The sequence below is a fragment of the Intestinimonas butyriciproducens genome (genome assembly GCF_004154955.1).
GTDB classification, from domain to species: Bacteria; Bacillota; Clostridia; order Oscillospirales; family Oscillospiraceae; genus Intestinimonas; species Intestinimonas butyriciproducens.
The window spans coordinates 978040-1002271 of record NZ_CP011524.1; the positions used below are offsets into that span (position 1 = coordinate 978040).

The window sequence follows — 24232 nt, forward strand, 5'->3', positions numbered from 1 at the left end:
GCCGGATCCGGCTGCACCCATCACTTTTTCATGTATTCCGTCCACCCGCAGTCTGAGGCTGCATTGCAGAGACCCTTTTCAGGATTGGAGGCTATTCAGGTAGCTGACAATGCCCTCGGAGATGCCTTGGGCCAGTTTGTCCTGATAGCTGTCATCAATAAGATTCATGAGCTCCTCGTGGTTGGTCATAAAACCCATCTCCACCAGTACGGCGCACATCTTGGTCTCACGGATGACCACGAAATCGGCGTCCTTGATGCCGCGGTCAATGCCGCCGGTCATACGGCACAGCGGAGTCTGAATGGCTTGCGCCAGCCGGGCGCCCCGACGGCTGGAGGGGTGATAATAGGTATAGATGCCCTGATAGTCCGGGCGGTTTTCCGCAGCGTTGGAGTGGATGGAGACAAAGAGATCGGCGTTTACGGCGTTGGCAATGTCCGCACGCTCATAGAGTCCCACATCGACGTCGGTACTGCGGGTCATGACCACATTGTAGCCGTGATTTTTCAAGAGAGTCTCCAGTTTTTTGGACACCGCCAGGTTGATATCCTTTTCGGCGATGCCCTCATACCGGGCGCCGGGGCGGCTGCCGCCGTGGCCGGGATCGATGACGATGGTGGACTTCTCCGGGTCGATGGGGACAGTGGGAGTAAAGTCCACATCGGCCCGGTTTTCCAGGAAGGTGGTGAGCAGAACGCCATTTTCCTGGGCCTCTACCGTTACATTTTTCGCGTAGGAGATTCCGGGCTGCAAGTCCAGCACTACCCGGACGACGTGGTCATAGCCGTCGCGCAGGCCCGGTCCGTGCTCCGCATAGCGAACAGCGGAGATCAGCTCATTGTCTACAACGATCGTCCCCGGGAAACCGGAGCTCAGAGAGGCACCCAGTACATCCACGGCCAGCCGGTCGCCCAGGTCCATGACCTGGTATTCAGGTGTGTGGTCCGTGGTGATCAGCACGGTCTGCGCATTGGCGTCGGCCTGAATATCGGTGACCAGTTTATCCGACTGTTCGGGTGGAAGCGGGTCGGGCGTGGGTTCCTCCAATGTGTCCGCCGTGATATGGGCCGAGTAGGTCTCCTGATCCCAGAGGACCTCCGCGCCCAGCTGCTCGGAGACAAAACGGAGAGGGATCATCGTCCGGTCCGCGCCCTGATAGCGGACCACTTGGGCGGGGACGCCATCGGGCAGAGAGGCGGGGACGCCGTTGACCACCGCGCTGTCGCTGTCCAGTGTAAGAACGATAAGGTCTTCTCCGCGCTTTAAAATAACCTGTCCGGTCTGCTGGACCCACAAAACCTGGGCGCTCAGCGCCTCACCTACCAACCGCACAGGGACCAGGGTGCGCCCATCGATGATCATGGCCGGTACGTCTCCGGAGAGCGTCTCACCGTTGAGGGTTAAACGCACTGCCTCCGCGGTGGCGGGCGTATAGGTTTTGGCATTCCAGTCGCATAGTTCAATAGAGAGACTTCCGTTAGGCGGGGCCGCCCAAGCCGCCGTCAGAGAGCACAGCAGGGCCAGGACCAACAGGAGAGATGGGATTTTTTGTCGCATATGAGGACCGCTCCTTAGTCGGAAAAATCCCTTTTATTTTATAGGATAGGACTGAATTCGTCAATGGAATGGAAGAAAATTAGTTGACATAAATTTTGCCAGCAATGGGAGTGGAAAGTGGGGATAGTTCCAGCATTTCCACAGTTTTTGGGGGTAGGCCCCGGCTCCGCTGGAGATACGGGAGAGTTTCGCTTGTCATTCCACACGAGGTATAGTATAATGAGCGCGTCGAAAGTTAAAACGAACTAATAAACGAGGTAGTTGCAATGGAAGCAACAACAGAGCAGCGGCGGAGCGGGACCCTGATGGACCTCACCCCGGGTGACAGCGCAGTGATCCTGCGGGTGGGGAGCGATAAGGGGCCTGTCAAACGCCGACTGGTGGATATGGGCCTTACGCCGGGAACCTATGTTACCGTGCGGAAAGTGGCGCCCTTTGGGGACCCCATTGAGGTGAATATACGGGGTTATGAGCTCTCCCTGCGGAAGGAGGATGCGGCCCAGATCGCCGTTACCACCAGCGACGCGGAGGCACAGGCCTGTCGTATGGAGCGAAGCCGCCGGAAAGGAATGGTCCAGCACATCCCCGATGAGGAGATGCTCCGGCGGATGGACGCCGACCATGAGCATGAGCGGGAATACCACGCGGGTCCGCCGGACTATGCCAGTCACGATACCCGGGAGATGAAGCTGGCACTAGTGGGAAACCCCAATTGCGGCAAGACCACGCTCTTTAATGCGCTGACCGGGTCCAACCAATATGTGGGCAACTGGCCCGGTGTTACGGTGGAGAAAAAAGAGGGCAGGGCTCAGGTAGACGGTAAGGATGTCACCATTGTGGACCTGCCGGGCATCTACTCTCTCTCTCCCTACTCCATGGAGGAGATCGTGGCCCGGGATTTCATCGTGGGAGAAAAACCCGACGCCATCATCGATATTATAGATGCCACCAACATCGAGCGCAATCTGTATCTCACGGCCCAGCTTCTGGAGCTAGAGCGGCCGATGGTCATTGCGCTCAACTTTATGGACGAGGTGGAGAAGCACGGGGATCAGATCGATGTGGCACGGCTCTCCGAGACCCTTGGCGTACCGGTCATCCCTATCACGGCCCGCTCGGGTGAGAATGTGGGGGAGATGCTCCGCATCGCTCATGAGCAGATGCACGTGGGAGTTACGGTAGAACCCGACGACCTCTACGACGACTATACCCACCAGATCCATCATCGGGTGGGGGAGCTGATCCATGACCGAGCCTATGCGGTGGGGCTGCCCGCCCACTGGACGGCCATCAAGCTCATCGAGGGAGATGAGCTGGTGGAAAAGGCCTTGGACCTCAACGAGATCACAAAATCCAGACTGGAGTCCGTCTGCCGGGAATATGAGGATGCCTATGCCTTGGGTGACCGGGAGACGCTCATCGCGGACAGCCGATACCAGTTCATACAAAACGTGGTCCGGGTGTCTGTGAAAAAGGGCCGGCCCCACGGTGCGCTGACCCGCTCGGATCAGATCGATTCCATTGTGACCAACAAATATTTGGCCATACCGGTCTTTCTCCTGATGATGCTGGCTATGTTCGCGCTTACATTTGGCCCCTTGGGCTCCCTTCTCTCCGACGGAGTGGAGACGCTGGTGGGAGACTGGTTTGCCGGATGGGTGGACGGGGCTCTCACTGCCGCCGGAGTGGCGCCTTGGGTCAACTCCCTGTTGGTGGAGGGTGTGATCGCGGGTGTGGGGGGTGTGCTTACCTTTTTGCCCCAGATCGCCCTGCTGTTTCTGTTCCTTTCCATCCTGGAGGACTCCGGCTATATGGCGCGGGCCGCTTTTATCATGGACAGGCTCCTGCGCCGCTTCGGCCTTTCGGGAAAGGCGTTCATCCCCATGCTGATGGGGTTTGGGTGTACGGTTCCGGCGGTCATGGGGGCGCGGACCATGGAGAATGAAAAGGACCGCCGCATGACCATCATGCTGGTGCCCTTCATGTCCTGCTCCGCGCGGTTACCGGTATATGGACTGATGGCCTCGGCGTTCTTTCCCAGGTACAGTGGGCTTGTGGTTTTTTCCCTCTATGTCATCGGGATATGCTGCGCCATTCTCTCCGGCCTCATCCTGAAGAAGACCATGTTTCGGGGGGAGCCGGCAGCCTTTGTGTTGGAGTTGCCTCCTTACCGCCTGCCGACCTTTCGGAACTGCATGATGCACGTTTGGGAAAAGGTGCGGGGCTTCCTGGTCAAGGCGGGTACTCTGATTCTGGCGATGAGCGTAGTGCTGTGGTTTCTCCAGAGCTTTGGCTGGAACGGAGGGATCATCATGGTGGCGGATGCCGGGGACTCTTTCCTGGGGGGCGTCGGCGGCCTAATCGCCCCTGTCCTTCGGCCGCTGGGCTTCGGTACCTGGCAGGCGGCGGTAGCCCTGCTTTCCGGCCTGGTCGCCAAGGAGGCGGTGGTGTCCTCTATGAGCATGTTTTATGGTTTCTCCTTGGGAGACAGCGGCGCGGCCATCGCCGGGGCGCTGTCGGGCACCTTCCAGACGCCGGTGGCCGCTTACGCCTTTCTGGTCTTTGTACTGCTCTATGTCCCCTGCGTGGCGGCAGTAGCCACCATTCGCAAGGAGATGAACTCTCTCCAGTGGACGCTGCGGTCCATTGCCTGGCAGATCGGAGCGGCTTACCTGGGGTCCTTTTTGGTATTCCAGATCGGAAGCTTACTGTTCCGGTGAGGCACATGGGATGAAATATGTGATTTATGTCGGGATTGCCGTGCTGGTCGTCTGGGCCCTTTTCTATTTGATCCGTCACATTCAAAGTCAGATACGGGGAGACTGCGGCTGTGGAGGGTGCACCGAGAACTGTGCATCCTGCGGCAAGCGCTGCGGCAAAAATAAGAAGCGGTAAAGTGAGAACCGCCTCCGGTGACCCGGAGGCGGTTCTGTTTGGCGAGATTCCGCCTGAAAGGGAAAACGATCCGCTCCTGCGGTGGGTTCGGCCTCTGCAAAAAGTCGGGCCGGTATTGCTTTTTTCAGAGATTTGCGGCAAGATAGAGGAAAACGAGCGGGAGGATACGCCATATGGAGGGACCGATCTGTTATATTGTGGGCGCGGGAACGTTCTATGAGGAGGGCTTTGCGCCTGAACTGGGAGACTTTGTCATTGCGGCGGACGGCGGATATCAGATCTTGCTGGAGCGGGGCGTCACTATGGATTTGGTAGTGGGGGACTTTGATTCCATAGGCTTTCGGCCGGATCATCCGAATGTGGTGGACCTGCCCGTGGAAAAGGACGATACCGATATGATGGCGGCCATCCGATTGGGACGAGAGCGGGGATTCCGCTCCTTTTGCCTCTATGGCGGGACCGGAGGGCGGGCGGACCATACGCTGGCAAATCTCCAATCCCTAGTCTGGCTGTCTCGAAGGGGCTGTCAGGGCGTCCTCATCGGAGATGGGTGGACTGCCAGGGCGGTCACCAATGGGATGTGGAGCTTCGGTCCCGGGCATCGGGGACTCCTCTCGGTATTCTGCATGGGGGACAGAGCGGAGGGGGTCTGGCTGCGGGGGCTCAAATATCCGCTGGAGGGCGCGGCGCTTACCTGTGATTTCCCCTTGGGCGTAAGCAATGAGTTCACGGGAGCTGCGGGCAGCGTGTCAGTAGAGCGTGGGACGCTGTTGGTGGTATACTATTGGAAATAGGGCAGGGGAGAGCAAAGCGGAGCGCGGAGACCGATATCGGTCTCCGCGCTCCGCTTTGAAAGGGGATGCCTCACTTCTCGGGATAGAACCCGGAGGGAGATTCAGAGAGATTGATCATAATATTTTTCATCTGCGTATAATGTTCCAGAATGACCTTGTGGGTCTCACGGCCGATGCCGGAGGACTTATAGCCGCCGAAGGGGGCGCCCTCGGGGATCGCGTTGTAGGTGTTGATCCACATGCGTCCGGTCTCTATGCGCCGGGACACGCGGATGGCACGGTTGATGTCCCGGGTCCAGACGGCGCCGCCCAGGCCGTAGGCGCTGTCGTTGGCCATGGCGATGACCTCATCCTCGTCGTGGAACTTGATGACACAGGCCACAGGTCCGAAAATTTCCTCCTGGGCGACCCGCATATGGTTGTCTACGTCCACCAACAGGGTGGGCTTCATAAAGCAGCCTTTGGCCAGGTCGCCTTCGGTAGCGCGCTCGCCTCCGCAGGCGACCCTGGCACCCTCCTGTTTGGCGATCTCGATGTACTCCAGAATCTTTTTCACCTGATGCTCGTTGATCTGAGCGCCCATTTGGGTGTCCGGCTCCCAAGGCATTCCCACCTTTACGGCGTTGAAGCGGCGGGCGGCCTCCTCGACAAATTGATCATAGATGGTGTCCTGTACAAAGACACGGGAACCGGCGCAGCAGACCTGCCCCTGGTTGAAGAGAATTCCCAACTGCACGCCGTCCATGGCCATATCCCATTTACAGTCGTCAAAGTATATGTTAGCCGACTTGCCGCCCAGCTCCAGGGTAGAGGGGATCAACCTCTCCGCAGCCGCGCAGGCCACACAGCCCCCCACTTCGGTGGAGCCGGTAAAGGCCAGCTTACGGAAACCGGGGTGGTCCAGGATGTACTGCCCGGCCTTGGAGCCGGATCCGGTGATGACATTGAAGACACCGGCCGGAATCACATCCTGTGTAAGTCTGGCCAACTCCAGGACAGAGAGCGGAGTATCGCTGGAGGGCTTGAACACAGTACAGCAGCCGGCGGCCAGCACGGGCGCCAGTTTCCAGGCGGCCATAAGGAAGGGAAAGTTCCAGGGGACGATCTGCCCAACAACGCCGATGGGTTCCCGGAGAATTAGAGAAAGGGTGTTGCCATCGAGAATGTTGGCCGAGCCCTCCTCCGCCATGATACAGCCTGCAAAATAGCGGAAATGGCGGGCAGAATAAGGAATATCGATGGCCATGGTCTCACGGATGGGCTTGCCGTTGTCCATGGACTCTACCATAGCCAGATGCTCCGCGTTGGCCTCGATGACGTCGGCGATTCGGTTCAAAATAGCGGCGCGCTCGTTGGTCGTGACGTTGCGCCAGGATTGAAAGGCATCCCAAGCTGCGCTCACGGCCTCATCCACATCCTCACGAGTGGCTTGTGCGCAGTCGGCCAGAAGCTCCCCGTTGGCGGGACAGCGGGTCTGAAACGTGGCCCCGTCCTTGGCGGGAACCCACTTTCCGTTGATATAGAGATCAAAGTGGTCCTGTGTTATTTTTCCCATGGTATACGCTCCTTTCAAAAAAGCGGGATGGAACAGCAGGTGACCTGCCGCTCCCATGCGAGTATTTCCTAAATAAAAATATAGCGCTTTGCACAAAAAAATCAAGTGACAAAACGCAGAAAATAAAGAAAGATTCTGTATAAATTAACTATATTACATTTATATTCAATTTAGAAGAGGAAAATGGAAAATTTAATAATAGAACAAAATAAATAATCTGTTCTGAACAATAGAACAAAATAAAAATGAGATGGCGCGTAGAACAAAAAAGATCGCCTGCCCTTACGTAAGGACAGGCAATCTTTTTTTGCAAAGGAAAACGGCCTCCCTGAAAACAGCGAGGCTGGAGAAGATCACACGTCGGAGTCGTCCCTGGTGCGGATACGGCGGAGATAGCGATAGACTGTGGGTTCTGAGATATTCAGCTCTTTGGCGGCCTGACCGACGGAACCTTTGGTAGAGAATACCCCCTGGTGCTCTAAGGCTTGGATGACTTGCTCCTTTTCCTGAGGCGTCATCCGGGATGGTGGCACCCCGAAGTTGAGCACAGTGTTATGGATAAGAGTGGTGGAAAGGCCCGGAATGGAGTCGTCCAGATCTTCCGTGTAGCTGTTCCGGCTGTCTTCACCGGGCAGGGAAAAGGCCCGCATCAGGCCGTGAAGATGCTGAGAGATCGCAAAAAAATCAGAGACATCGTGGTTGATGCAAATCAGGCCGATCAGCGTTCCGTGCTCCTTGATAAAGTACGTCGAGGAGACAAACTGCTTTCCGTTGCGGGTACGGCCCTCGTAATTTGCGATAAAATCCTGTGTTTCATAAATTTGATCCCGGACCAGATTACGGGCCAGCTCCGTCATGGGGTCCCCCACCTTGCGCCCGCTTAAGTGGCCGTTAAAGATTGAGATCACGGAATTCTCCGGATCAGAGACATCGTGGAGAATGACTTCGTAGTTTTTACCGCAAATTTCGCTGATAAAAGTGACCATGGGAATGTAGCGCTCCAGTTGTGCGCGGTTGCTCATAGTATCCCTACTTTCTGCCATTTGCCGCGTAGCAGTATCATTTTAGCGCAGAAAGAGAAAAAATTCAATCCTGGAGGATAAAAAATTTTACTCTTGACAAAATATATGATAATAAATTATAATCAATATGAAATAAAATTATTTGAATGGTCAAGCTATAGCCGCGCCGAGAGGGGGCCATCCGAGAGAAACGGAGGCAGGAGCGGCGCTTCTATGTGCAGAAATTGGCCGGACAACGGCGGGCGCAGGCATCGACAGCGGCCGCCATAACTCTTTGGATCGTTGTGGTATGGGTAGGTGGGGCGGAATGAAATTTGATTTTGATACATGGATCGACCGTCGGGGGACAGCCTCCTTTAAGTGGGATGCCAACGGCACATATTATGGCCGGGATGATGTGATCCCCATGTGGGTGGCGGATATGGATTTTCCCTGTGCCCCTGCGGTGGTGGACGCGGTGAAGCGCCGGGCGGAGCATCCCATCTACGGCTATGGGATCCGCCAGCAGCCCTATTACGACGCGGTGATGGGCTGGCTCAAGCGCCGCCATGGGTTTGAGGTGAAGCAGGAGCATCTGGCCTTCGCGCCTCCGGGCGTCATCTATGCGATGTATGTGCTTCTGCGGCTCATCACAGAGCCGGGAGACAAGGTGATGATCCCGATGCCCAACTACGACCCTCTCTTTGGCATGGTGCAGGAGAGCGGGCGGACGTTGGTGGAGACCCCGCTGGTCTGGAGAGAGGGGCGGTTCACCTTCGACTTTGTGGATCTGGAGACCAAGGCGGCAAACGGTGTAAAGGCCCTGCTCCTATCCAGCCCTCACAATCCCACTGGACGGGTCTGGACCCGGGAGGAGTTGCGGACACTGGCCGATATCTGCCTGCGCCATGACATTTTTATGATGGTGGACGAGATCCACTGTGATTTTGTCCCGAAGGAACATCCCCATGTGACCTTTGGCACTCTGGGGGAGGACGTGCTGAAGAGATCCATGATCTGTTATTCCGCGAACAAGGGCTTCAATCTGGGAGGGCTGGGCATGGCTACGGTAGTCCTGGCAGACGGAGTGCTGCGGGAACGGTTCAACGGCGAAATGCTGGCCGCCCAGACCCGGTTGGACAATATCTTCGGTATAGAGGCCCTCATTGCCGCCTATAACGAAGGAGAGGAGTGGTTGGATGCGGCTATCGACTATGTCTCGGAGAACAAGCGGCATCTAGAGCGGGTTCTGCGGGAACGCATTCCGGAGATCCGCATGATTCCATCGGAAGGGACTTATCTGGCGTGGCTGGACTGTGGCGCGCTGGGTCTGCGGGGAAAGGAACTGGAACATTTCATGGTCCAGAAGGCGGGCGTGGCCTTCTGCGCAGGCTATGAATTCGGTGAGGCGGGGGAGTGTTTTGTGCGGATCAACCTGGCCTGTCCCCGCTGCATTCTGGACGAGGCGCTCAGGCGTATAGAGCGGGCAGTCAAAGCAAGACGAGGATAAAAGAAGGCGGTCTGCCGTGTGAACCGCCCCCTGTCAAGTAGACAGATGAAAAAAGAAAAATTACGCCACGAGGGTCTGGTTCCTGTAAGCAAGGGGAGCCAGGCCCTTTAACTTAGCTTGAAGCCGCCTTGTATTGTAAAAGTCTATGTATTCGTCGATGGCTTTCTTCAATTCCTCGAAGGTATGAAATTGCCGGAGGTAGTACATTTCAGATTTGAGAATCCCCCAGAAGCCCTCCATAGGGCCGTTGTCGATGCAGCGGCCGGGCCGGGACATACTCTGCGTTGCATGGATACCGTCCAGCTTTGCTTTGAACTGCCGGTTGGTGTACTGATAGCCCCTGTCGCTGTGAAACAGAGGATGGGCGCCGGGGTTGGCTCTCACCGCTCTGTCAAAGGTGTCAAAAACAAGCTGATTGTTGTTGGATTGGCCCAGTGCATACGCAACGATGCTTTTGTCATGGAGATCAAGGATCGCACTCAGGTATGCTTTCTTCCCATTGATAAGTTTGAATTCTGTGACATCTGTCAGCCATTTCTCATTGGGACCATTTGCCGTAAATTCTCTGTTCAATACGTTTTCCGCGGTAACACGCGGTTCTAATATGACATAGTGCTTTTTCTTTCGGCGTATCACGGCCTGCATATGTACACTTTTCATCAGGCGGTAAATCCGCTTGTGGTTGTAGTTTCTTTTGAGCCGGCTGTTCACATTCAGCGTCATACGGCGATAACCGTAGATGCCTTTTACTTCGCTGTACAAACGGATGATTTCTTCCAGCAAGAGGGTATTTTCTTTTTCTGAGGCACTTTCTTCCCGGTGAAGCCATTTGTAGTAAGAACAGCGGGGAATCCCGGATAACGCGCATAACGATGCGATTTCATATCCTTTTTCCTGACGAAGCGTATGGATCGCCTCATAGACCTTCCTGCGGCGTGTGAGCCTGTTTACCGCCTCCCCTCCAGTTCGTTCAATTTTTTTAAGAAATCGTTCTCCATTTGAAGCCTTCTGTTTTCCGCTTCCAGCTGCCGCAGCTTTGCCGCGGCTTTTTCCTCCTCGCTGTATTCGGAAGGAGGGCGGCGTCTCCCCCGGCGGTCAAGCAACCCAGCTTCTCCCTGCTCCTGATATTTTTTGACCCAGCTATAGATCTGCTGATAGGTGATCTTGTACTGTTCGCTGGTCCGCCGGTAGTCCAGTTGATGTTCTAAGCAGTATAGTACTGCCTGCAGCTTTTGCTCCTGCGATAATTTTTCTTTCTCGGCCATATCTGTTTCCTCCCGCGCTCTGCGTGTCTTGAACTCTCTATGGCCTTGATTATACAACGTAATCCATTGTTGTAAAACCGCATGGGAGGAAATCCCGTATTTGCGGCACATGGCATCCAGCGAGCCTCCTCCGCCCATGTAGTCTTCTACTGCCGCCAGCTTCAGTGAGGATGGATAACTTGTAACATGCTTTTTCGGATGCAGACCCGCAGGCCCCTCCGTCTGATATTTCCGCAGCCATGCCTGGAAAGTGCTCAATCGTATGCCTAACTCTTCCCGGATCTGTGTGGAACCCTTACGGATCGCTAGGTAGTCCTCCACAGCCTGAATCTTTACCTCCGGCGGTATTTTGCCTTTTAAACTCATGATAATTGCTCCCTCCGTTTCGACAGTTTAATTTTTTTGCTGTCTACTTCAGAGGGAGCATATCAGTGGCAGACCGCCTTTTCCCTTGCGGAGAAGCATAAAATTGAGGTATGATAGCCTCAAACTTGTTCCGCCTCCGGAAGCGGGTTCTCACGCCGGTGGCTGCGGAAGTAACGCCAGGCGCAGAACGCGGTGAGGCACAGACAGAGAAGCTCGGAGCAGAGTGTGGAAAACCAGATGCCTTTGTCGCCAAACAGAGAAGAGAGGATCAACAGGGAGGCCACCAGCAATACCAGACTTCTGCCAAAGGAGATGGAAAAGGCGAAAACAGGCCGCTCCACAGCGGTGAAGAAGGCGGCAAAGATGACATTAAAGCCCAGCACCAGGAAAGAGGAGGAATACATCCGAAGGGCGGAAATGGAGTAGGAGAAAACGGCGCTGTCGGTGGGGAGGAAGGCGGAGACGATGGCGGGAGCCCCTAATTCTCCCAGCGCGAAGGAGACGAGGGAAAATGCGGCGATCAGGGATACGCCGTATTTCAACAGTCTATGGCAGTTTTTTCGTTCCCCTGCCCCCAAATGGAAGCTCACCAGTGGCTGCATGCCCTGGGCGGTGCCTGTCATGGTCATGAGGACCAGAGTATTGACGTAGCTGATGATGGTGTAGGATGCCAGTGCGCCCTCGCCGATGACTCGAAGAATGGTGTGGTTAAAAAGAAAAATGACCAGACCGTTGGAGAGCTCGTTGAGGCCCTCGGACAGGCCCAGGGGCAGAATGCGGCGATAAGCGGCAAGATCCAGCTTGAACCTCCCCACCCGCAGCCGCTCCCGGTGGGTGAGAAAGTAGCCGAAAAAGACACAGGTGGACGTGACCTGGGCGAGACCCGTGGCAAAGGCGGCCCCCCACACGCCCCAATGAAAGACCAGTACAAAAACGGCGTCCAGCACCACATTCATGAGGGCGCAGGAGATCACGCCGATGGTGCTGATGTGGGGGGCGCTGTTGGCCTTGACCTGGACCTCCAAGTTATAGGATATGGTAAAGAAGATGGCAAAGGCGGCGATGGTGCCTACATACTCTTTTACATACACCAGGGTGTCCGGGGTGGCACCAAGGAACAGGGCCACCCGCTCCAGGTTGAGGAGGACCAGCGCACCCAGCAGCAGGCTGGCAATGCCGGTGACGAACAGATTCTGATTGAAATAATTCCGGGCGCGGTCCAGATCCCCCTGGCCCAGCGCGATGGAGATGACCGTGGAAGTACCGGTGGCCAGCAGGATCCCCACCATAAAGACCAGCGAGGTAAAGGGCATGGACAGATTCACGGCCGTCAGGGCGTGTTCTCCCACCCCCCAGGCCACGAAGATGCCGTCCACCATGGTGTAAAGGGAGAAGATCCACATGGAGACGATGGATGGGATGACGAACTTGAAAAACCTCTTGAGCAGGTCCAAAGTAAAACCTCCTTTTCTCTCATCACAACTATAAACCCTCGTATTATCCGAAAGTCAATACCCGGGAGGAAGAAAAATGAAAGACCTCTATAAAATCCATGAGATCGCCAAGCTCTTCGGTCTGCATCCGGATACCCTGCGGTACTACGAGGAAAAAGGGCTGCTCCACCCGGAGCGGGGGGAGAACGGCTACCGAATGTATACCATCCAGGACATCTGCACGCTGAATATCATCCGGGCCCAGCGGGAGCTGGGGGTGCCGGTGGAGGAGATCGGAGCCTACCTGGAAAGGCGCACGGTGGAGGTGACCCTGGATTTTCTGGATGAGGAGGAGGCGCTGCTCCGCCGGAAAATGTCCGAACTGGAGGCGGCCAGGGCGGAGGCGTCGGAGCGCCGGAGCCGCCTGCTGCGGTATGGCGGGGCGGCGACGGGGCGGGTGACAAGCAGAACCATAGGGGCGCGGCCCTATGTTTTCCTGCGGGAAGACGTGATCCTGGAGCGGGAGATCGACTTTTTGCTCAAGAAGCTGGAGAAGCGCCACCAGGACTCCATCAAGATCATTGGAAAGCAGACTATGGGCGCGATCCTGGACGGTGAGAGCCTGAAGAAGGGCGTATACAACCACTTCTCCTGCGTGTTTTTCCTCACAGAGCAGGAGCGGCCCCACGACGCGGCGCTTCCTGGGGGAGAGTATGCCAGTCTCTTCTACCGCGGGGCCTATGATCGGCTGGAGGAACACTGGAGAGCACTGCGGGCCGGCCTGGAGGCCCAGGGGCTGACTCCGGACGGCCCGCCTCTGGAGCTCTACCACATCGACGCCCACGATACCAACCGGGAGGAGGAGTATGTGACGGAGCTCCAGGTCAGAGTGGCGCGCGCATAAGAAACGCCGGACGCAGATTCTGCGTCCGGCGTTTCGGGGCGGTAAAACGATTATGGGGAGAAAGGATTTTCTAGGGGAACCCGGCGTGTTCGTGCGGGTGCGGCCGACTAAGGCTTTCTTGTGAGAAGACCGCCGAACATACTTGACGCCCGGAGCGCATCTGTGACCGTGCGGTCCCTGCGGTGGTAGAGCAGAGCGCCCACCACAGCCAGCGCAGCGGCCACCCCATATTCCAATGTGCCAAGCGCCCCGGGGAAGAAGGGGAGGAGAATGTTTGCGCAGAGAAACAAAGAGGCGGCGATACCAAAGGCCGCCATGGGCCGTCCGCCCGGCATATAAACCGGGCGGTGGAGGTCGGGATACTTTTTCCGCAGCCACAGCACCGCGGCGAGAGTCATGACCCACATGACGATGGTGGCCAAGGAGGCAATATTGATGAGGGGAAGGAAGAAAAGCTTCCCGGTAAAAGGGGCCAGTAGCACGAAGGAGGCGGTGAACCAGATGCACCGGGTGGGTGTGCCGCATTTCGGGTGGAGCCGGTCGAACCAGCGGGACACCAAGTCGAACTGGGCCAGGCCGTACATCATCCTGGCGGCAGAATAGAGGGTGGAGTTCATTACGCCTACGGCGCCCACGAAAGCGGTGACTAAGAAGAGCAGCCGCACGGCCGGGACGCCGGTGATGTCGACCAACACGTCGGCAAAGGGGGCGGTCCGCCCAATGGCTTCCCGCCAGGGCAGGTTGCCCGCTACGGCTGTGGATACCAGACACAGCATGGAGGTGACCAGGAAAAGACAGACGATGAGGGCCCAGCCTGCTTTTCGGGCCGCTTTTCCCGTGGCGTCGGCAGCTGCCTTAGCCACCGTCTCCCAGCCGGCCACGGAGAACACCAGCAGGGAAAGAAGGGACAGGGAACCACTGAGATCAAAGTCCAGCCCGCCGTCCGAGGCGTAGATGGCGGGATCGAAGTGAACGAAAGCGGCGGCCAGCCCGGCAATGCACATCACCAGCAAGGTGACGGTGGCGATCTTGGCCAAAGCGGCGCACACGCTGGCGCCCCTATACTGAATGTAGAGGATGGCACCGGCCAGCACAAGCTGTACGACCACATTGGGCAAGGTGACGCTGTATCCGCCGACCGCATACAAAAAACAAGTCCGGCCCAATGCGGGAAAGAGTTCGTCCAGCAGGGAGAGCGCGGCCAGATCCACCCAGCAAAAGACGATCGCGTTCATCAGAACGCCGGCCCAACCGACCACGAAGCCGCCCCGGCTCCCGAAAGCGGCGGCGGAGTAGACCACCTCGCCTCCCGCCAGGGGCAGCATGGGGATGGCCTCCATATAGGCAAAGGCGAAGGGCAGCTCTATGATGATACACAGCGCAAAGGCCACGATTAGATTGAGGGGGCCGCCGGCGGTTTCCAGCCAAGTGCCCGTGAGCAGCAACCAGGAGGTCCCCAGCATACAGCCGATCCCCATAGCGACCAGGCCGAAAAAGCTGATGGATTGTTTCTCGGGGAAATGGGCCATGGAATACACATCCTTTGCACGGAAAAGACCGCCGCAGCGGTCTCTTGCCCGTTTAGTATATCATAGAGAGATGAAAAAGTCGAGCGGTGGCTTCCGGTGAAAAACAGAGCGGGCCGGACGCCTGCTCCTGACGTCCGGTCCGCTCTGAAAGGAAAGAGGATACAATGAAATGAAAGAATTTGTCTCTTGCAAATCTTATAGTACCCCATAGATGTTAAAGAAGCGCTTTAAAACTGTTACGAGAACATTAAATCTTTTGGGGGCGCCGGTGGGCGGAGCCTCCTTGCAGATCGACGGTATCTCCAACGCCCCGAGCGATCTGACGGAGAAATGCTCCCGTGGTTTTAGAGGCCCGCACGCAGCCGCTGCGCGCCCTCCCGCTCGGCAACCTCATGCGCATCCTCAGGCTCATCCAGTACGATACCATGGGGATGCTTTTCACCGGTCTCTTTATAAACGGTGACAAAGGTCAGGTAGCCGTCCACGGCCAACTGCCCGGTGAGTTCATCCGAGACCTCTACATGGACCATCAGGCTGGTGGAGCCGGTGTGGACGACGCGGCTGGTAAATCTGACCACGGAGCCGTTGCGTACCGGTGTGCGGAAAGACATACCGTGGATATTGCGGCAGACGATTTCGCTGGGGTCGCCATGCTCGCAGGCGGCGGCGATAAAGGCCGACTCGACGAACCAAGAGGCCGTCCGCGCGGCAAACAGGGTGCCGTGGTGATTGAGATCTTCACTTTTGACTAGGTGTGTGGCATAGTATTTTTTCATAGAAGAGCCCTCCTATTTTTAATAGAGATAGCAGTAATGAGACAGCCGCCGCAAAACAATAAAGTATCCCTATTGCTAATATGCTAACCGCCACTTTGGGGCTAGAGGCTATTGCGTAGACATAGCAGGGCGGAATAAAAGCAGATAGCGGAATACATACGAAACCAGTTGAGGCGGAGCAACTAACAGAGTAAGATGGGATGAAAGAAATTGTTGACTCATTTACGGATCTCTAGAGAACGATGAAACCTCTTAAAGGATAGCCCGGGAAAGAAATGTAGCCAGCAGACCTTTCAGGGATCGCTCTAGCCTCTGACTTGGCCGGAGCATCTCGACTTGGAGGTTGGCTTGCACTTACTCCGTTCCGGAAGTAGATGCTTGCGTAGCGGTAAAAGAAAGCAAATAATCCGAACCTATCACCGATTGGAAATAGGTTCGGATTATATTTGGTGCCGGTAGTCGGACTCGAACCGACACGATGTCGCCACCAACGGATTTTGAGTCCGTCACGTCTACCAATTCCATCATACCGGCAAATCATGCTCATTTATTATACACAAAGCGGCGGCAGGAAGCAAGTATCTATTTTCGATTTGTGGAGACAAAATTCCGAAATTCCCATACCCAAAGAGAGGGATTTATGGTATGATACAAAAAAGATTCATCTGCGTCAAAGGGAGGGCTGCCGATATGTGGAAAAACGGATGGAGGCCGCTGCTGCTGACGGCGGTCCTGGTATTGCTGGGCGGATGCTCGTTCAACTCGCCGGAGGACCTGTACACGGTGCCCAAGGCAGCGGAGGATTATACCAACCTGCAGATGGAGATCGACAAGGTGCGCAACGCCAATGCGGAGTATGCGGGCCCCCTTACGGGAAGCTATACCCAGCCGGTCCAGCTTATGGACCTGGACGGTGACGGCGTACAGGAGGCGGTGGCCTTTTTCCGGACCACGGCGGTCGACAACTCTCCCCCACTGAAGATCTACATTTATCACCAGACCGAGGAAGGCCAATATGCGGTCCAAACCATCATAGAAGGGGAGGGCACTGCCATCAACTCTATTTCCTATGTGGACCTGGACGGGCACACAGGCCCGAACGGGGAGACCGACAGAGAGCTGGTGGTGAGTTGGCGGCTGAGCGACCAGATGTACCGCCTGATGGCTTACTCGGTGAGCGGTGGAGAGGCGAATGTGGTCCTCCCCGCCGTCTCCTATACGGAATATACCCTGATGGACATGGACAAGGACAACCAGCAGGAGATCGTGGTTTTGAACCTGAACACGGTAGAGGGCATCTGTCAGGCCGACTATTATGACTACCGGGAGGGGCAGATGGTACTGCGCAGCAGCGCGCCTATGTCGGACGCCATTACCGGATTGGTCAGCAACACCAAGCCCCAGCCTGGATATCTCCGAAATGGAGAGATTGCAGAACCCGCTCTGTTTGTGACCTCGTCGCTGACCACCGGCGTCATTACGGATATTTTTGCTTGGCGGGAGTCGGATCTGGTCAACATCACCCTCAATTCCAACACCGGGATGAGTGATGGGACCTTCCGGCTGAGCAACAGCATTTCCATCCAGGATATCAATGCGGACGGCTATCTGGAGGTCCCGCGGCCCATCGCCTTCCCGGAACTGAGACCGACGGGAAGCGCCGAGAATTTCTACTCGGTCCAGTGGATGCAGTACGATCTCTCCGGGGCGGCTTCGGTGGCGAGGATAACCTATTATAACGGGGAGGATGGGTGGTATCTGACGCTGCCGGACAGCTGGCAGGGCAAGATCGCCCTGGCCCGACAGGACAACTCGGGCAGCGGAGAACGGGGCGTACTGTTCTATCCCTATCCTGCGGTGGAGAATCAGGAGCCGCAGCCCTTCCTGGCGATCTACAAGCTTACGGGCCCCAACCAGACGGCCAGGGCTCATGCGGGGAACCGCTTCATTCTGCTGTCTCAGGACGACGCCATTTATGCTGCGGAGTTCATTGACGGCAGCGGCTGGGACTGTGGGCTCACAGAGGAGTCCTTGACAGAGCTCTTCCACCTGATCCAGCCAGACCTCACCTCAGCATCCTGAACGGAAAGGAGTGTCCCACTTGAAAAAAGTATTGGTACTGGAAGACGAGGCCAATATCCGCAGCTTTGTGGTCATCAACCTGAAGCGGGCGGGATATGAGGCCATTGAGGCCGCCACCGGCGAGGAGGCGCTGGCCCAGCTGCGCCGGAATCCGGACATCAAGGTGGCCCTTTTGGATATCATGCTGCCCGATGATATGGACGGCTTCGAGGTCTGCCGCCGCATCCGGGCCAGCGATTCGAAAATCGGAATCATCATGCTCACTGCCCGTACCCAGGAGATGGACAAGGTCACCGGACTGATGACAGGGGCGGATGACTATGTGACCAAGCCCTTCTCTCCGGCGGAGCTCACCGCCCGGGTAGACGCCCTTTACCGCCGCACGGGAGGCGACGTAGAAATGGATGCCGGAGAGATCAGCCAGCCGCCCTTCCTGCTGAATACCCGCAACCGTACCCTGGAGAAAAATGGGGCACGGGTCAAGCTGACCCAGGTAGAGTATTCTATCATGAAGCTTTTCATGGACAACCCGGGCAAGGCCCTCTCCCGTGAAGAGATCTTGGACGCGGTGTGGGGGCGAGACTACTTCGGCGAACTAAAGATCGTGGATGTGAATATCCGCCGCCTGCGCATCAAGATCGAGGACGATCCCACGAACCCAAGCTATATCACCACAGTGTGGGGATACGGGTACAAGTGGGGATTCTGACGGCCCCATCGGGGTGAGGCGAAGGCGCACATAATGGTTTGCCGGGTAAGACCTGGCGGTTAGGCAATGGATTTGTCACGGGCGGATGAAGAGGCGGGACCCTGCAAAACCAGGAGGAGGTGGAATACATGGCAAAAGTGAAGGGGATTCGGAAGCGCTGGATGCTCAACAGTATTTCCGCCGTCCTGCTTATCGTCCTGTTTGCCGTGGCGGCCTTTTCGGCGGCCATTACCAGTTACTTTTATTCCACCATGAGCATTGGACTCAACTCGCGGATCACGTCGGCCCTGCCCTATTTCAGCAGCGTCAAATCCCGGAGCGAGTACTATCAGAGCGCGAGCAACTATGTCCAGAATTTTACGGAGAAAAACCGCCTGGAGCTCCAGATCATCAACCCCAGCGGCAGCATCTATGAGTCCACCAACGACCTGACCATCTCCGGCTCCTACCCCAATACGCCGGATGTGACCGGCGCCATAGAGGAGAGAAAGCAATCCTCATGGTCGGGGACCGCGCCGGTCACCGGAGAACGGATCATGTCGGTCTCCGCGCCCATCGTCAGCCGCAACGGTACGCTGATAGGGGTCATCCGCATGGTTACATCCCTGAGCCGTGCGGACATCCAGGTGGTGAAGATCGTGGCCGCGGCGCTGGCGGTAGGCGCGACTATCGTACTTCTGGTCTACTTTTCCAACCTCTATTTCGTGCGCTCCATCGTAGAGCCGGTCACGGCGGTCACCGATACCGCGAAGCGCATCGCCGCCGGATCTTATGGCATCCAGATGGAGAAAAAATATGACGACGAAGTGGGCGATCTGATCGACGCTGTCAACGATATGTCCATGAAGATCAAGCAGTCGGAGAAGATGAAGTCGGAGTTCATCTCTTCCGTGTCCCATGAGCTGCGCACCCCTCTCACCGCTATCAACGGCTGGGCCGAGACCATCATGAACGGGGAGGTACGGGACGCCTCCGATGTGAAGAAGGGGATGGGCATCATTGTCTCCGAGGCCCGGCGGCTCACCAACATGGTGGAGGAGCTCCTGGAGTTTTCACGCATCGAGGACGGGCGCTTCACCCTCTCCGTAGAACCCATGGACATCAAGGCGGAGCTGGAGGACGCGGTGTACACATATACGGAGTTTTTCCGCCGGGAGGGCATTACTCTCACCCACACCGACTGTGAAGAGGAGTTCCCCCCCATTCCGGGCGACCCGGAGCGGATGCGCCAGGTGTTCTGCAATCTGCTGGACAACGCGGCCAAGCACGGTGGCTCCGGCAAGCGCATCGATACGGCGATCCGCCGGGAGGGGGATGCCGCCGTCATCACCATCCGGGACTATGGGCCCGGTATCCCGGAGGAGGAGCTCCCCCACGTCAAATACAAGTTTTACAAAGGCAGCTCCAAGGCCAGAGGGTCCGGGATCGGCCTTGCGGTGTGCGAGGAGATCGTCACCCGGCACAACGGTCGCCTGGATATTGGCAACGCTGAGGGCGGAGGGTGCATCGTCACCATCCGCCTGCCGATCGGCAGCTGAGGGATAGAACGTGAGTTCGATAAAAACCTTGCATTTTTCCAATGCATTTGATATAGTAAGGACACAACGCTACATAGCGAAGGAGAACCAAACAGAATGCCTGAAAAAGAACCGCAATCCTGCGCCACGCCCTTCCGCACCATGATCGGCGGGCAGGCCCTTATCGAGGGGATCATGATGCTGGGGCCTGAGAAAAAATCCATTGTGGTCCGCCGTCCGGACGGCGGACTGGAAATCAAGACCGAGGAGCGCAAGCTCATCAAGGACCGACACCCCATCTTGGGCTGGCCCTTTATCCGCGGAGTAGTCAATTTCTGCACCTCCATGTATACCGGCGTCACCGCCCTGATGTACTCGGCGGAGTTTTACCCCGAGGATGAAGCGGGGGAGGAGGAACCCTCCCGATTCGAGCAGTGGCTGGACAAAAAGCTGGGGAGTGAAAATGCGATGTCCCTTTTCACCACCTTGGCGGTCATCCTGGGTATGGCCTTTTCTGTCGGCCTCTTTTTTGTGCTGCCGACGCTGCTCTCCGGAGCGATCATGTATTTTTTCCCGGCTGTCCCCTTGTGGGCCAGAAACGTGGTGGAGGGGGCCACGCGGGTGGTCATTTTTCTGGGGTACTTGATCCTGTGCTCCAAGATGAAGGACATCCGCCGGGTCTTTTCTTACCATGGTGCGGAGCACAAGACGATCTTCTGTTATGAAAAGGGGCTGGCGCTGACGGTGGAGAACGTGCGCATCCAGCCCAAACACCACCCGCGGTGCGGCACCAGTTTCCTCTTTGTCGTGATCGTGGTATCGATCCTCCTCTCCAGCGTCGTTTTTGCCTTTTGGCAATTCACCAACCCGTGGCTGCGGACGCTGGTCCATCTGGCCCTCCTGCCCGTGGTGGTGGGACTTACCTGGGAATTCAACCGCTATGTGGGAGGACACGACAATCTCTTCTGCCGCGCCGTTCGGCGGCCCGGCATGGCCATTCAGCGCTGGACTACCTTTGAGCCGGACGACTCCATGATCGAGGTGGGCATCGAGGCGCTGAAGCAGGTGCTCCCCAAGGAAAAGGGAAAGGACCAGTGGTGAGTTCTTTGCGGCCCTGAGAGAAACAACTATTTCAGGCGGTGAGAGCATGGCGACCACCTACAACAATCTATATCTGGATACCCGCAAGCGGCTGAAGGCGGCGGGCGTGGAGATGGCCCAGCTTGAGGCGCGGGAGCTGGTATGCTTCGCGGCGGACAAGACGCGGGAGCAGTTCTTCCGGGACCTAACCCTTTACGCCTCCAAGGAGGTGGAGGACAGGGTGGAGGAGTTGACACGCCGCCGCCTGTCCGGAGAGCCAGTGGCCTACATCATCGGAGAGTGGGAGTTTTACGGCCTTCCACTGGATATTTCCCGGGAGGTGCTGATTCCGCGCTCCGATACGGAGGTGCTGGCGGAACGGGCCATCCTCCTGACGCGGGCGGCGGGGGACGGGGCCAGAGTACTGGATCTGTGCGCCGGAAGCGGCTGTGTGGGCCTGGCAGTGGCTGCCAATGCTCCGGACTGCCGCGTGGTGCTGACCGACCTGTCGGAGGGGGCGCTGCGCATCTGTAAGCAGAACGTCCGGCGCAACCAGCTCAACGCCAGGGTGACCTGTGTTCAGGCCGATGCCATGACCGCCCCGGCCTCGGCCCTTTGGGACTTTGACGTGATTGCCTGCAATCCACCCTATATTCCCCATGGGGATTTGGCGAATCTGGACGTGTCTGTCAGGGATTATGAGCCCTGGGGCGCGTTGGACGGGGGCGAGGACGGCCTGGATTTCTACCGGGCGGTTTCGGCCAGATGGGGGACGGCCCTCCGTCTGGGAGGCACGCTGATCTTTGAAGTCGGCATAGGGCAGGCCCCCGATGTGGAACAAATTATGGCGCAAAACGGCTTTGAGAACATTGTCACCCACCAGGATACCAGAGGGATCTGGCGTGTAGTGGAGGGAACGGCAAATCACTGATGTTTGGAAGGATGATCAAACTTGGCAGATAAAAAGAAGGCCGCCGTGGAGGCTGCGGCGCCCGCCAGCGACAAGCGGAAGGCGCTGGAAACCTGCATGGCTCAGATCGAAAAGGCCTACGGCAAGGGGTCCATCATGCGTCTGGGGGAGAACACCGGCGTGGTGGTGGAGGCCATCCCCACCGGGTCGCTGTCTCTGGACTTGGCGCTGGGGATTGGCGGCGTACCCAAGGGCAGGATCGTGGAGATCTATGGACCGGAATCCTCCGGCAAGACCACTCTGGCCCTCCATATTGTGGCGGAAGCCCAGAAGCGGGGCGGCGAGGTCGCCTTCATAGACGCCGAGCACGCCCTCGACCCCTCATATGCCCGCGCTCTGGGGGTGGACATCGACTCTATGCTGATTTCTCAGCCGGACACCGGCGAGCAGGGGCTGGAGATCTGTGAAGCTCTGGTGCGCTCCGGCGCCATCGACGTGGTGGTGGTGGACTCGGTGGCCGCGCTCACCCCTCGGGCCGAGATCGAAGGGGACATGGGCGACTCCCATGTAGGCCTGCTGGCCCGGCTGATGAGCCAGGCACTGCGGAAGCTGGCGGGTTCCATCGCCAAGACCAACTGCATCGTGATCTTTATCAACCAGCTCCGGGAAAAGGTGGGCGTGATGTACGGCAACCCCGAGGTCACCACCGGAGGACGGGCCCTCAAGTTCTACGCCTCCGTCCGCATTGACGTGCGCAAGGTGGAGACGCTGAAGGTCGGCAGTGAGATGGTGGGCAACCATGTCAAGGCCAAAGTGGTCAAAAATAAGGTGGCGCCCCCCTTCCGTACAGCGGAATTCGACATCATGTTCGGTGAGGGCATCTCCAAGATCGGAGAGCTCATCGATATCGGTATCCAACTGGACCTGGTCCAGAAGTCCGGCTCTTGGTTCGCCATGGGAGAGACCCGTATGGGACAGGGCAAGGACGCCGCCAAGCAGTACCTGCGGGATCATCCCGAGGTGGCGGAGCAGTTGGAAGAGGACATCCGGGCCAATGCGTATAAGCTGATGCCCACCCAGGCCAAGGCTGCGGCCAAGGCGGCCGGCCGGGCGGTGGATGTGTCCGCCGAGGACTTCGAGGATGAAGATCAGTAAGCTGGAGCCCAGCAAGCGGAAGAAGGGCCGTTTTCTGATCCATCTGGAGAGCGGAGATATTCTTCGGGTGGGCGAGAACGAGATGGCCGACTTTGCTCTCTACACGGGGCTGGAGCTCTCGGAGGCGCAGTTGGCCGCGCTGCGGGCGGCCTCACGGGAGCGCGCCCTCCGGGAAAAGGCCCTGAACGCGTTGACGGACCGGCCTATGTCCCGAAAAGAGCTGACGGATCGGCTGAAGTCGTGGGAGGCCGGTCAGGAGGAGGCCGAGGGTGTAGCCGACTGGCTGGAGGGCCTTGGACTCCTCAACGATGAGGAGTACGCCAAGAGTCTGGTTCGGCAATACGCGGCCAAGGGGTATGGCCCCTATAAGCTCCGGGACGAGCTCTATCGCCGGGGCATCCCCAAACCGTACTGGGAAGACGCCCTCCAGGAGGCAGAGGACCCGGCGGAGATCATTGACGCCCTCCTCCGGCGCAGGCTGGGCGGAGGCGCGGCCGACCAGAAAGCGCTCAAGCGCGCATCCGACGCGCTGGCCCGCCGGGGGTATTCCTGGGGGGACATTCACGCAGGACTGCGCCGCTATGGTGCGGAGATTGAGGAGGAATGACCTGTGGATGCCATGGAGTGTCTGTTTACCCGCCGCAGTATCCGAATGTACAAGCGCGACCCCATCCCGGAGGAGACCCTGAAAGAGATATTGGCTGCGGCAGCCTGCGCGCCCTCGGCGGTTAACATGCAGCATTGGTATTTTGTTGTGATCCGGACGCCGGAAAAGATGGAGGAGTTCCGGAAGGTGATGCGGGAAGTGAAGGAAAAATTCCACCCCGTGCTCGTAGACCGCTTTCAGCGGCATCCGGAGACCCTCCAGGAGACAGAGACCTTTTTTACCAGTCTGGGCGGCGCTCCGGTCTGCGTACTGGCGTTTTTTCTGAAGGATAACTACCCCGATCGGGATGGGGCTATGCAGTCGGTGTCCGCGGCATTGGAAAATCTGATGCTGGCCGCCTGGGCCAAAGGGGTGGGCTCCTGCTGGATGAGCGCCGCCCAGCGTATGGGCTACAGCGACGAGATCCGGAGAAAATTTGCGCCCGGGAAGGGCGAGTTCGTGGCCGCCATCACCCTCGGATACCCGGACCAGGCGCCTAAAATGCCGCCCCGCCGGGAGGGCCGCTGCGACTTTATCTAAACCGCAAA

At 57.5% G+C, this 24232-nt stretch carries 21 protein-coding genes and 1 tRNA gene; 13 read left to right on the forward strand and 9 right to left on the reverse strand.

What is annotated here, in order from left to right:
* Positions 1–78: 78 nt before the first annotated feature.
* On the reverse strand, positions 79–1557 hold the full coding sequence (locus SRB521_RS04805; protein ID WP_116722510.1) for an N-acetylmuramoyl-L-alanine amidase family protein: 1479 nt from the start codon (positions 1555–1557) through the stop codon (positions 79–81).
* A gap of 266 nt (positions 1558–1823) precedes the next feature.
* On the opposite strand from SRB521_RS04805, the gene feoB reads away from it, so the two are divergent.
* The 3 genes from feoB (at position 1824) to SRB521_RS04820 (ending at position 5246) form a co-directional block, all read left to right on the forward strand.
* Positions 1824–4277: a ferrous iron transport protein B gene (gene feoB / locus SRB521_RS04810; RefSeq protein WP_116722509.1), complete on the forward strand. Its 2454-nt coding sequence runs from the start codon at positions 1824–1826 to the stop codon at positions 4275–4277.
* A 10-nt stretch (positions 4278–4287) separates the two neighbouring features.
* Positions 4288–4452, forward strand: coding sequence for a FeoB-associated Cys-rich membrane protein (locus SRB521_RS04815; RefSeq protein ID WP_116722508.1), 165 nt, complete (start codon positions 4288–4290; stop codon positions 4450–4452).
* Positions 4453–4625: 173 nt separating this feature from the next.
* Positions 4626–5246 (forward strand): thiamine diphosphokinase, encoded by a 621-nt coding sequence (locus tag SRB521_RS04820; protein ID WP_116722507.1) that lies wholly within the window; start codon positions 4626–4628, stop codon positions 5244–5246.
* Positions 5247–5316: 70 nt separating this feature from the next.
* Here SRB521_RS04820 and SRB521_RS04825 read toward each other — a convergent pair whose 3' ends face one another.
* Both SRB521_RS04825 and SRB521_RS04830 read right to left on the reverse strand, forming a co-directional pair.
* Entirely contained in the window at positions 5317–6801 is a 1485-nt protein-coding gene (locus SRB521_RS04825; protein WP_116722524.1) for an aldehyde dehydrogenase family protein, read from the reverse strand.
* Positions 6802–7154: 353 nt separating this feature from the next.
* Positions 7155–7823 carry a helix-turn-helix transcriptional regulator gene (locus SRB521_RS04830; protein WP_033118175.1) on the reverse strand — a complete coding sequence of 223 codons (669 nt, stop codon included), beginning with the start codon at positions 7821–7823 and terminating at the stop codon, positions 7155–7157.
* A gap of 307 nt (positions 7824–8130) precedes the next feature.
* Between SRB521_RS04830 and SRB521_RS04835 the strand changes: the two genes are divergently transcribed.
* The gene (locus SRB521_RS04835; RefSeq protein ID WP_165366563.1) at positions 8131–9312 is read left to right on the forward strand and encodes a MalY/PatB family protein; all 1182 of its coding nucleotides are present in this window, start codon (positions 8131–8133) and stop codon (positions 9310–9312) included.
* Positions 9313–9372: 60 nt separating this feature from the next.
* Here the strand turns inward: SRB521_RS04835 and SRB521_RS04840 are convergent, their stop codons facing one another.
* The 3 genes from SRB521_RS04840 to SRB521_RS04850 all read right to left on the reverse strand — a co-directional run bounded on the left by SRB521_RS04840 (position 9373) and on the right by SRB521_RS04850 (position 12397).
* Positions 9373–10377, reverse strand: coding sequence for an IS3 family transposase (locus SRB521_RS04840; protein WP_116722672.1), 1005 nt, complete (start codon positions 10375–10377; stop codon positions 9373–9375).
* Positions 10260–10943 (reverse strand): helix-turn-helix domain-containing protein, encoded by a 684-nt coding sequence (locus SRB521_RS04845; RefSeq protein ID WP_116722673.1) that lies wholly within the window; start codon positions 10941–10943, stop codon positions 10260–10262. Before SRB521_RS04845 ends, SRB521_RS04840 begins: the two co-directional genes overlap by 118 nt.
* Before the next feature lie 119 nt (positions 10944–11062).
* Positions 11063–12397: an MATE family efflux transporter gene (locus SRB521_RS04850; protein WP_242976599.1), complete on the reverse strand. Its 1335-nt coding sequence runs from the start codon at positions 12395–12397 to the stop codon at positions 11063–11065.
* Positions 12398–12473: 76 nt separating this feature from the next.
* On the opposite strand from SRB521_RS04850, the gene SRB521_RS04855 reads away from it, so the two are divergent.
* A complete protein-coding gene (locus tag SRB521_RS04855) occupies positions 12474–13280 on the forward strand; it encodes a MerR family transcriptional regulator (protein ID WP_116722552.1) in 807 nt (268 codons plus the stop codon).
* Positions 13281–13387: 107 nt separating this feature from the next.
* On the opposite strand, the gene SRB521_RS04860 is transcribed toward SRB521_RS04855, so the two are convergent.
* The 3 genes from SRB521_RS04860 to SRB521_RS04870 all read right to left on the reverse strand — a co-directional run bounded on the left by SRB521_RS04860 (position 13388) and on the right by SRB521_RS04870 (position 16119).
* Complete coding sequence (locus SRB521_RS04860; protein WP_116722551.1) at positions 13388–14809, reverse strand: APC family permease; 1422 nt, start codon at positions 14807–14809, stop codon at positions 13388–13390.
* Between the two features lie 344 nt (positions 14810–15153).
* Positions 15154–15585 carry an acyl-CoA thioesterase gene (locus tag SRB521_RS04865; RefSeq protein ID WP_033118170.1) on the reverse strand — a complete coding sequence of 144 codons (432 nt, stop codon included), beginning with the start codon at positions 15583–15585 and terminating at the stop codon, positions 15154–15156.
* Positions 15586–16032: 447 nt separating this feature from the next.
* A tRNA-Leu gene (locus tag SRB521_RS04870) sits at positions 16033–16119 on the reverse strand.
* Between the two features lie 156 nt (positions 16120–16275).
* On the opposite strand from SRB521_RS04870, the gene SRB521_RS04875 reads away from it, so the two are divergent.
* From SRB521_RS04875 to SRB521_RS04910, 8 genes are all read left to right on the forward strand, one after another.
* Complete coding sequence (locus tag SRB521_RS04875; RefSeq protein WP_075704264.1) at positions 16276–17667, forward strand: hypothetical protein; 1392 nt, start codon at positions 16276–16278, stop codon at positions 17665–17667.
* Positions 17668–17686: 19 nt separating this feature from the next.
* Positions 17687–18376: a response regulator transcription factor gene (locus tag SRB521_RS04880; protein ID WP_033118168.1), complete on the forward strand. Its 690-nt coding sequence runs from the start codon at positions 17687–17689 to the stop codon at positions 18374–18376.
* A 128-nt stretch (positions 18377–18504) separates the two neighbouring features.
* Entirely contained in the window at positions 18505–19914 is a 1410-nt protein-coding gene (locus SRB521_RS04885; RefSeq protein WP_116722550.1) for a sensor histidine kinase, read from the forward strand.
* A gap of 96 nt (positions 19915–20010) precedes the next feature.
* Positions 20011–20994 carry a DUF1385 domain-containing protein gene (locus tag SRB521_RS04890; protein WP_075704262.1) on the forward strand — a complete coding sequence of 328 codons (984 nt, stop codon included), beginning with the start codon at positions 20011–20013 and terminating at the stop codon, positions 20992–20994.
* Between the two features lie 46 nt (positions 20995–21040).
* Complete coding sequence (prmC, locus tag SRB521_RS04895; protein ID WP_116722549.1) at positions 21041–21904, forward strand: peptide chain release factor N(5)-glutamine methyltransferase; 864 nt, start codon at positions 21041–21043, stop codon at positions 21902–21904.
* A gap of 21 nt (positions 21905–21925) precedes the next feature.
* Positions 21926–23038: a recombinase RecA gene (gene recA, locus SRB521_RS04900; protein WP_075704260.1), complete on the forward strand. Its 1113-nt coding sequence runs from the start codon at positions 21926–21928 to the stop codon at positions 23036–23038.
* The gene (locus tag SRB521_RS04905) at positions 23025–23645 is read left to right on the forward strand and encodes a regulatory protein RecX (protein ID WP_116722548.1); all 621 of its coding nucleotides are present in this window, start codon (positions 23025–23027) and stop codon (positions 23643–23645) included. The genes recA and SRB521_RS04905 overlap by 14 nt, the downstream gene beginning before the upstream one ends.
* Before the next feature lie 12 nt (positions 23646–23657).
* Positions 23658–24224 (forward strand): nitroreductase family protein, encoded by a 567-nt coding sequence (locus SRB521_RS04910; protein WP_193788514.1) that lies wholly within the window; start codon positions 23658–23660, stop codon positions 24222–24224.
* Positions 24225–24232 lie beyond the last annotated feature (8 nt).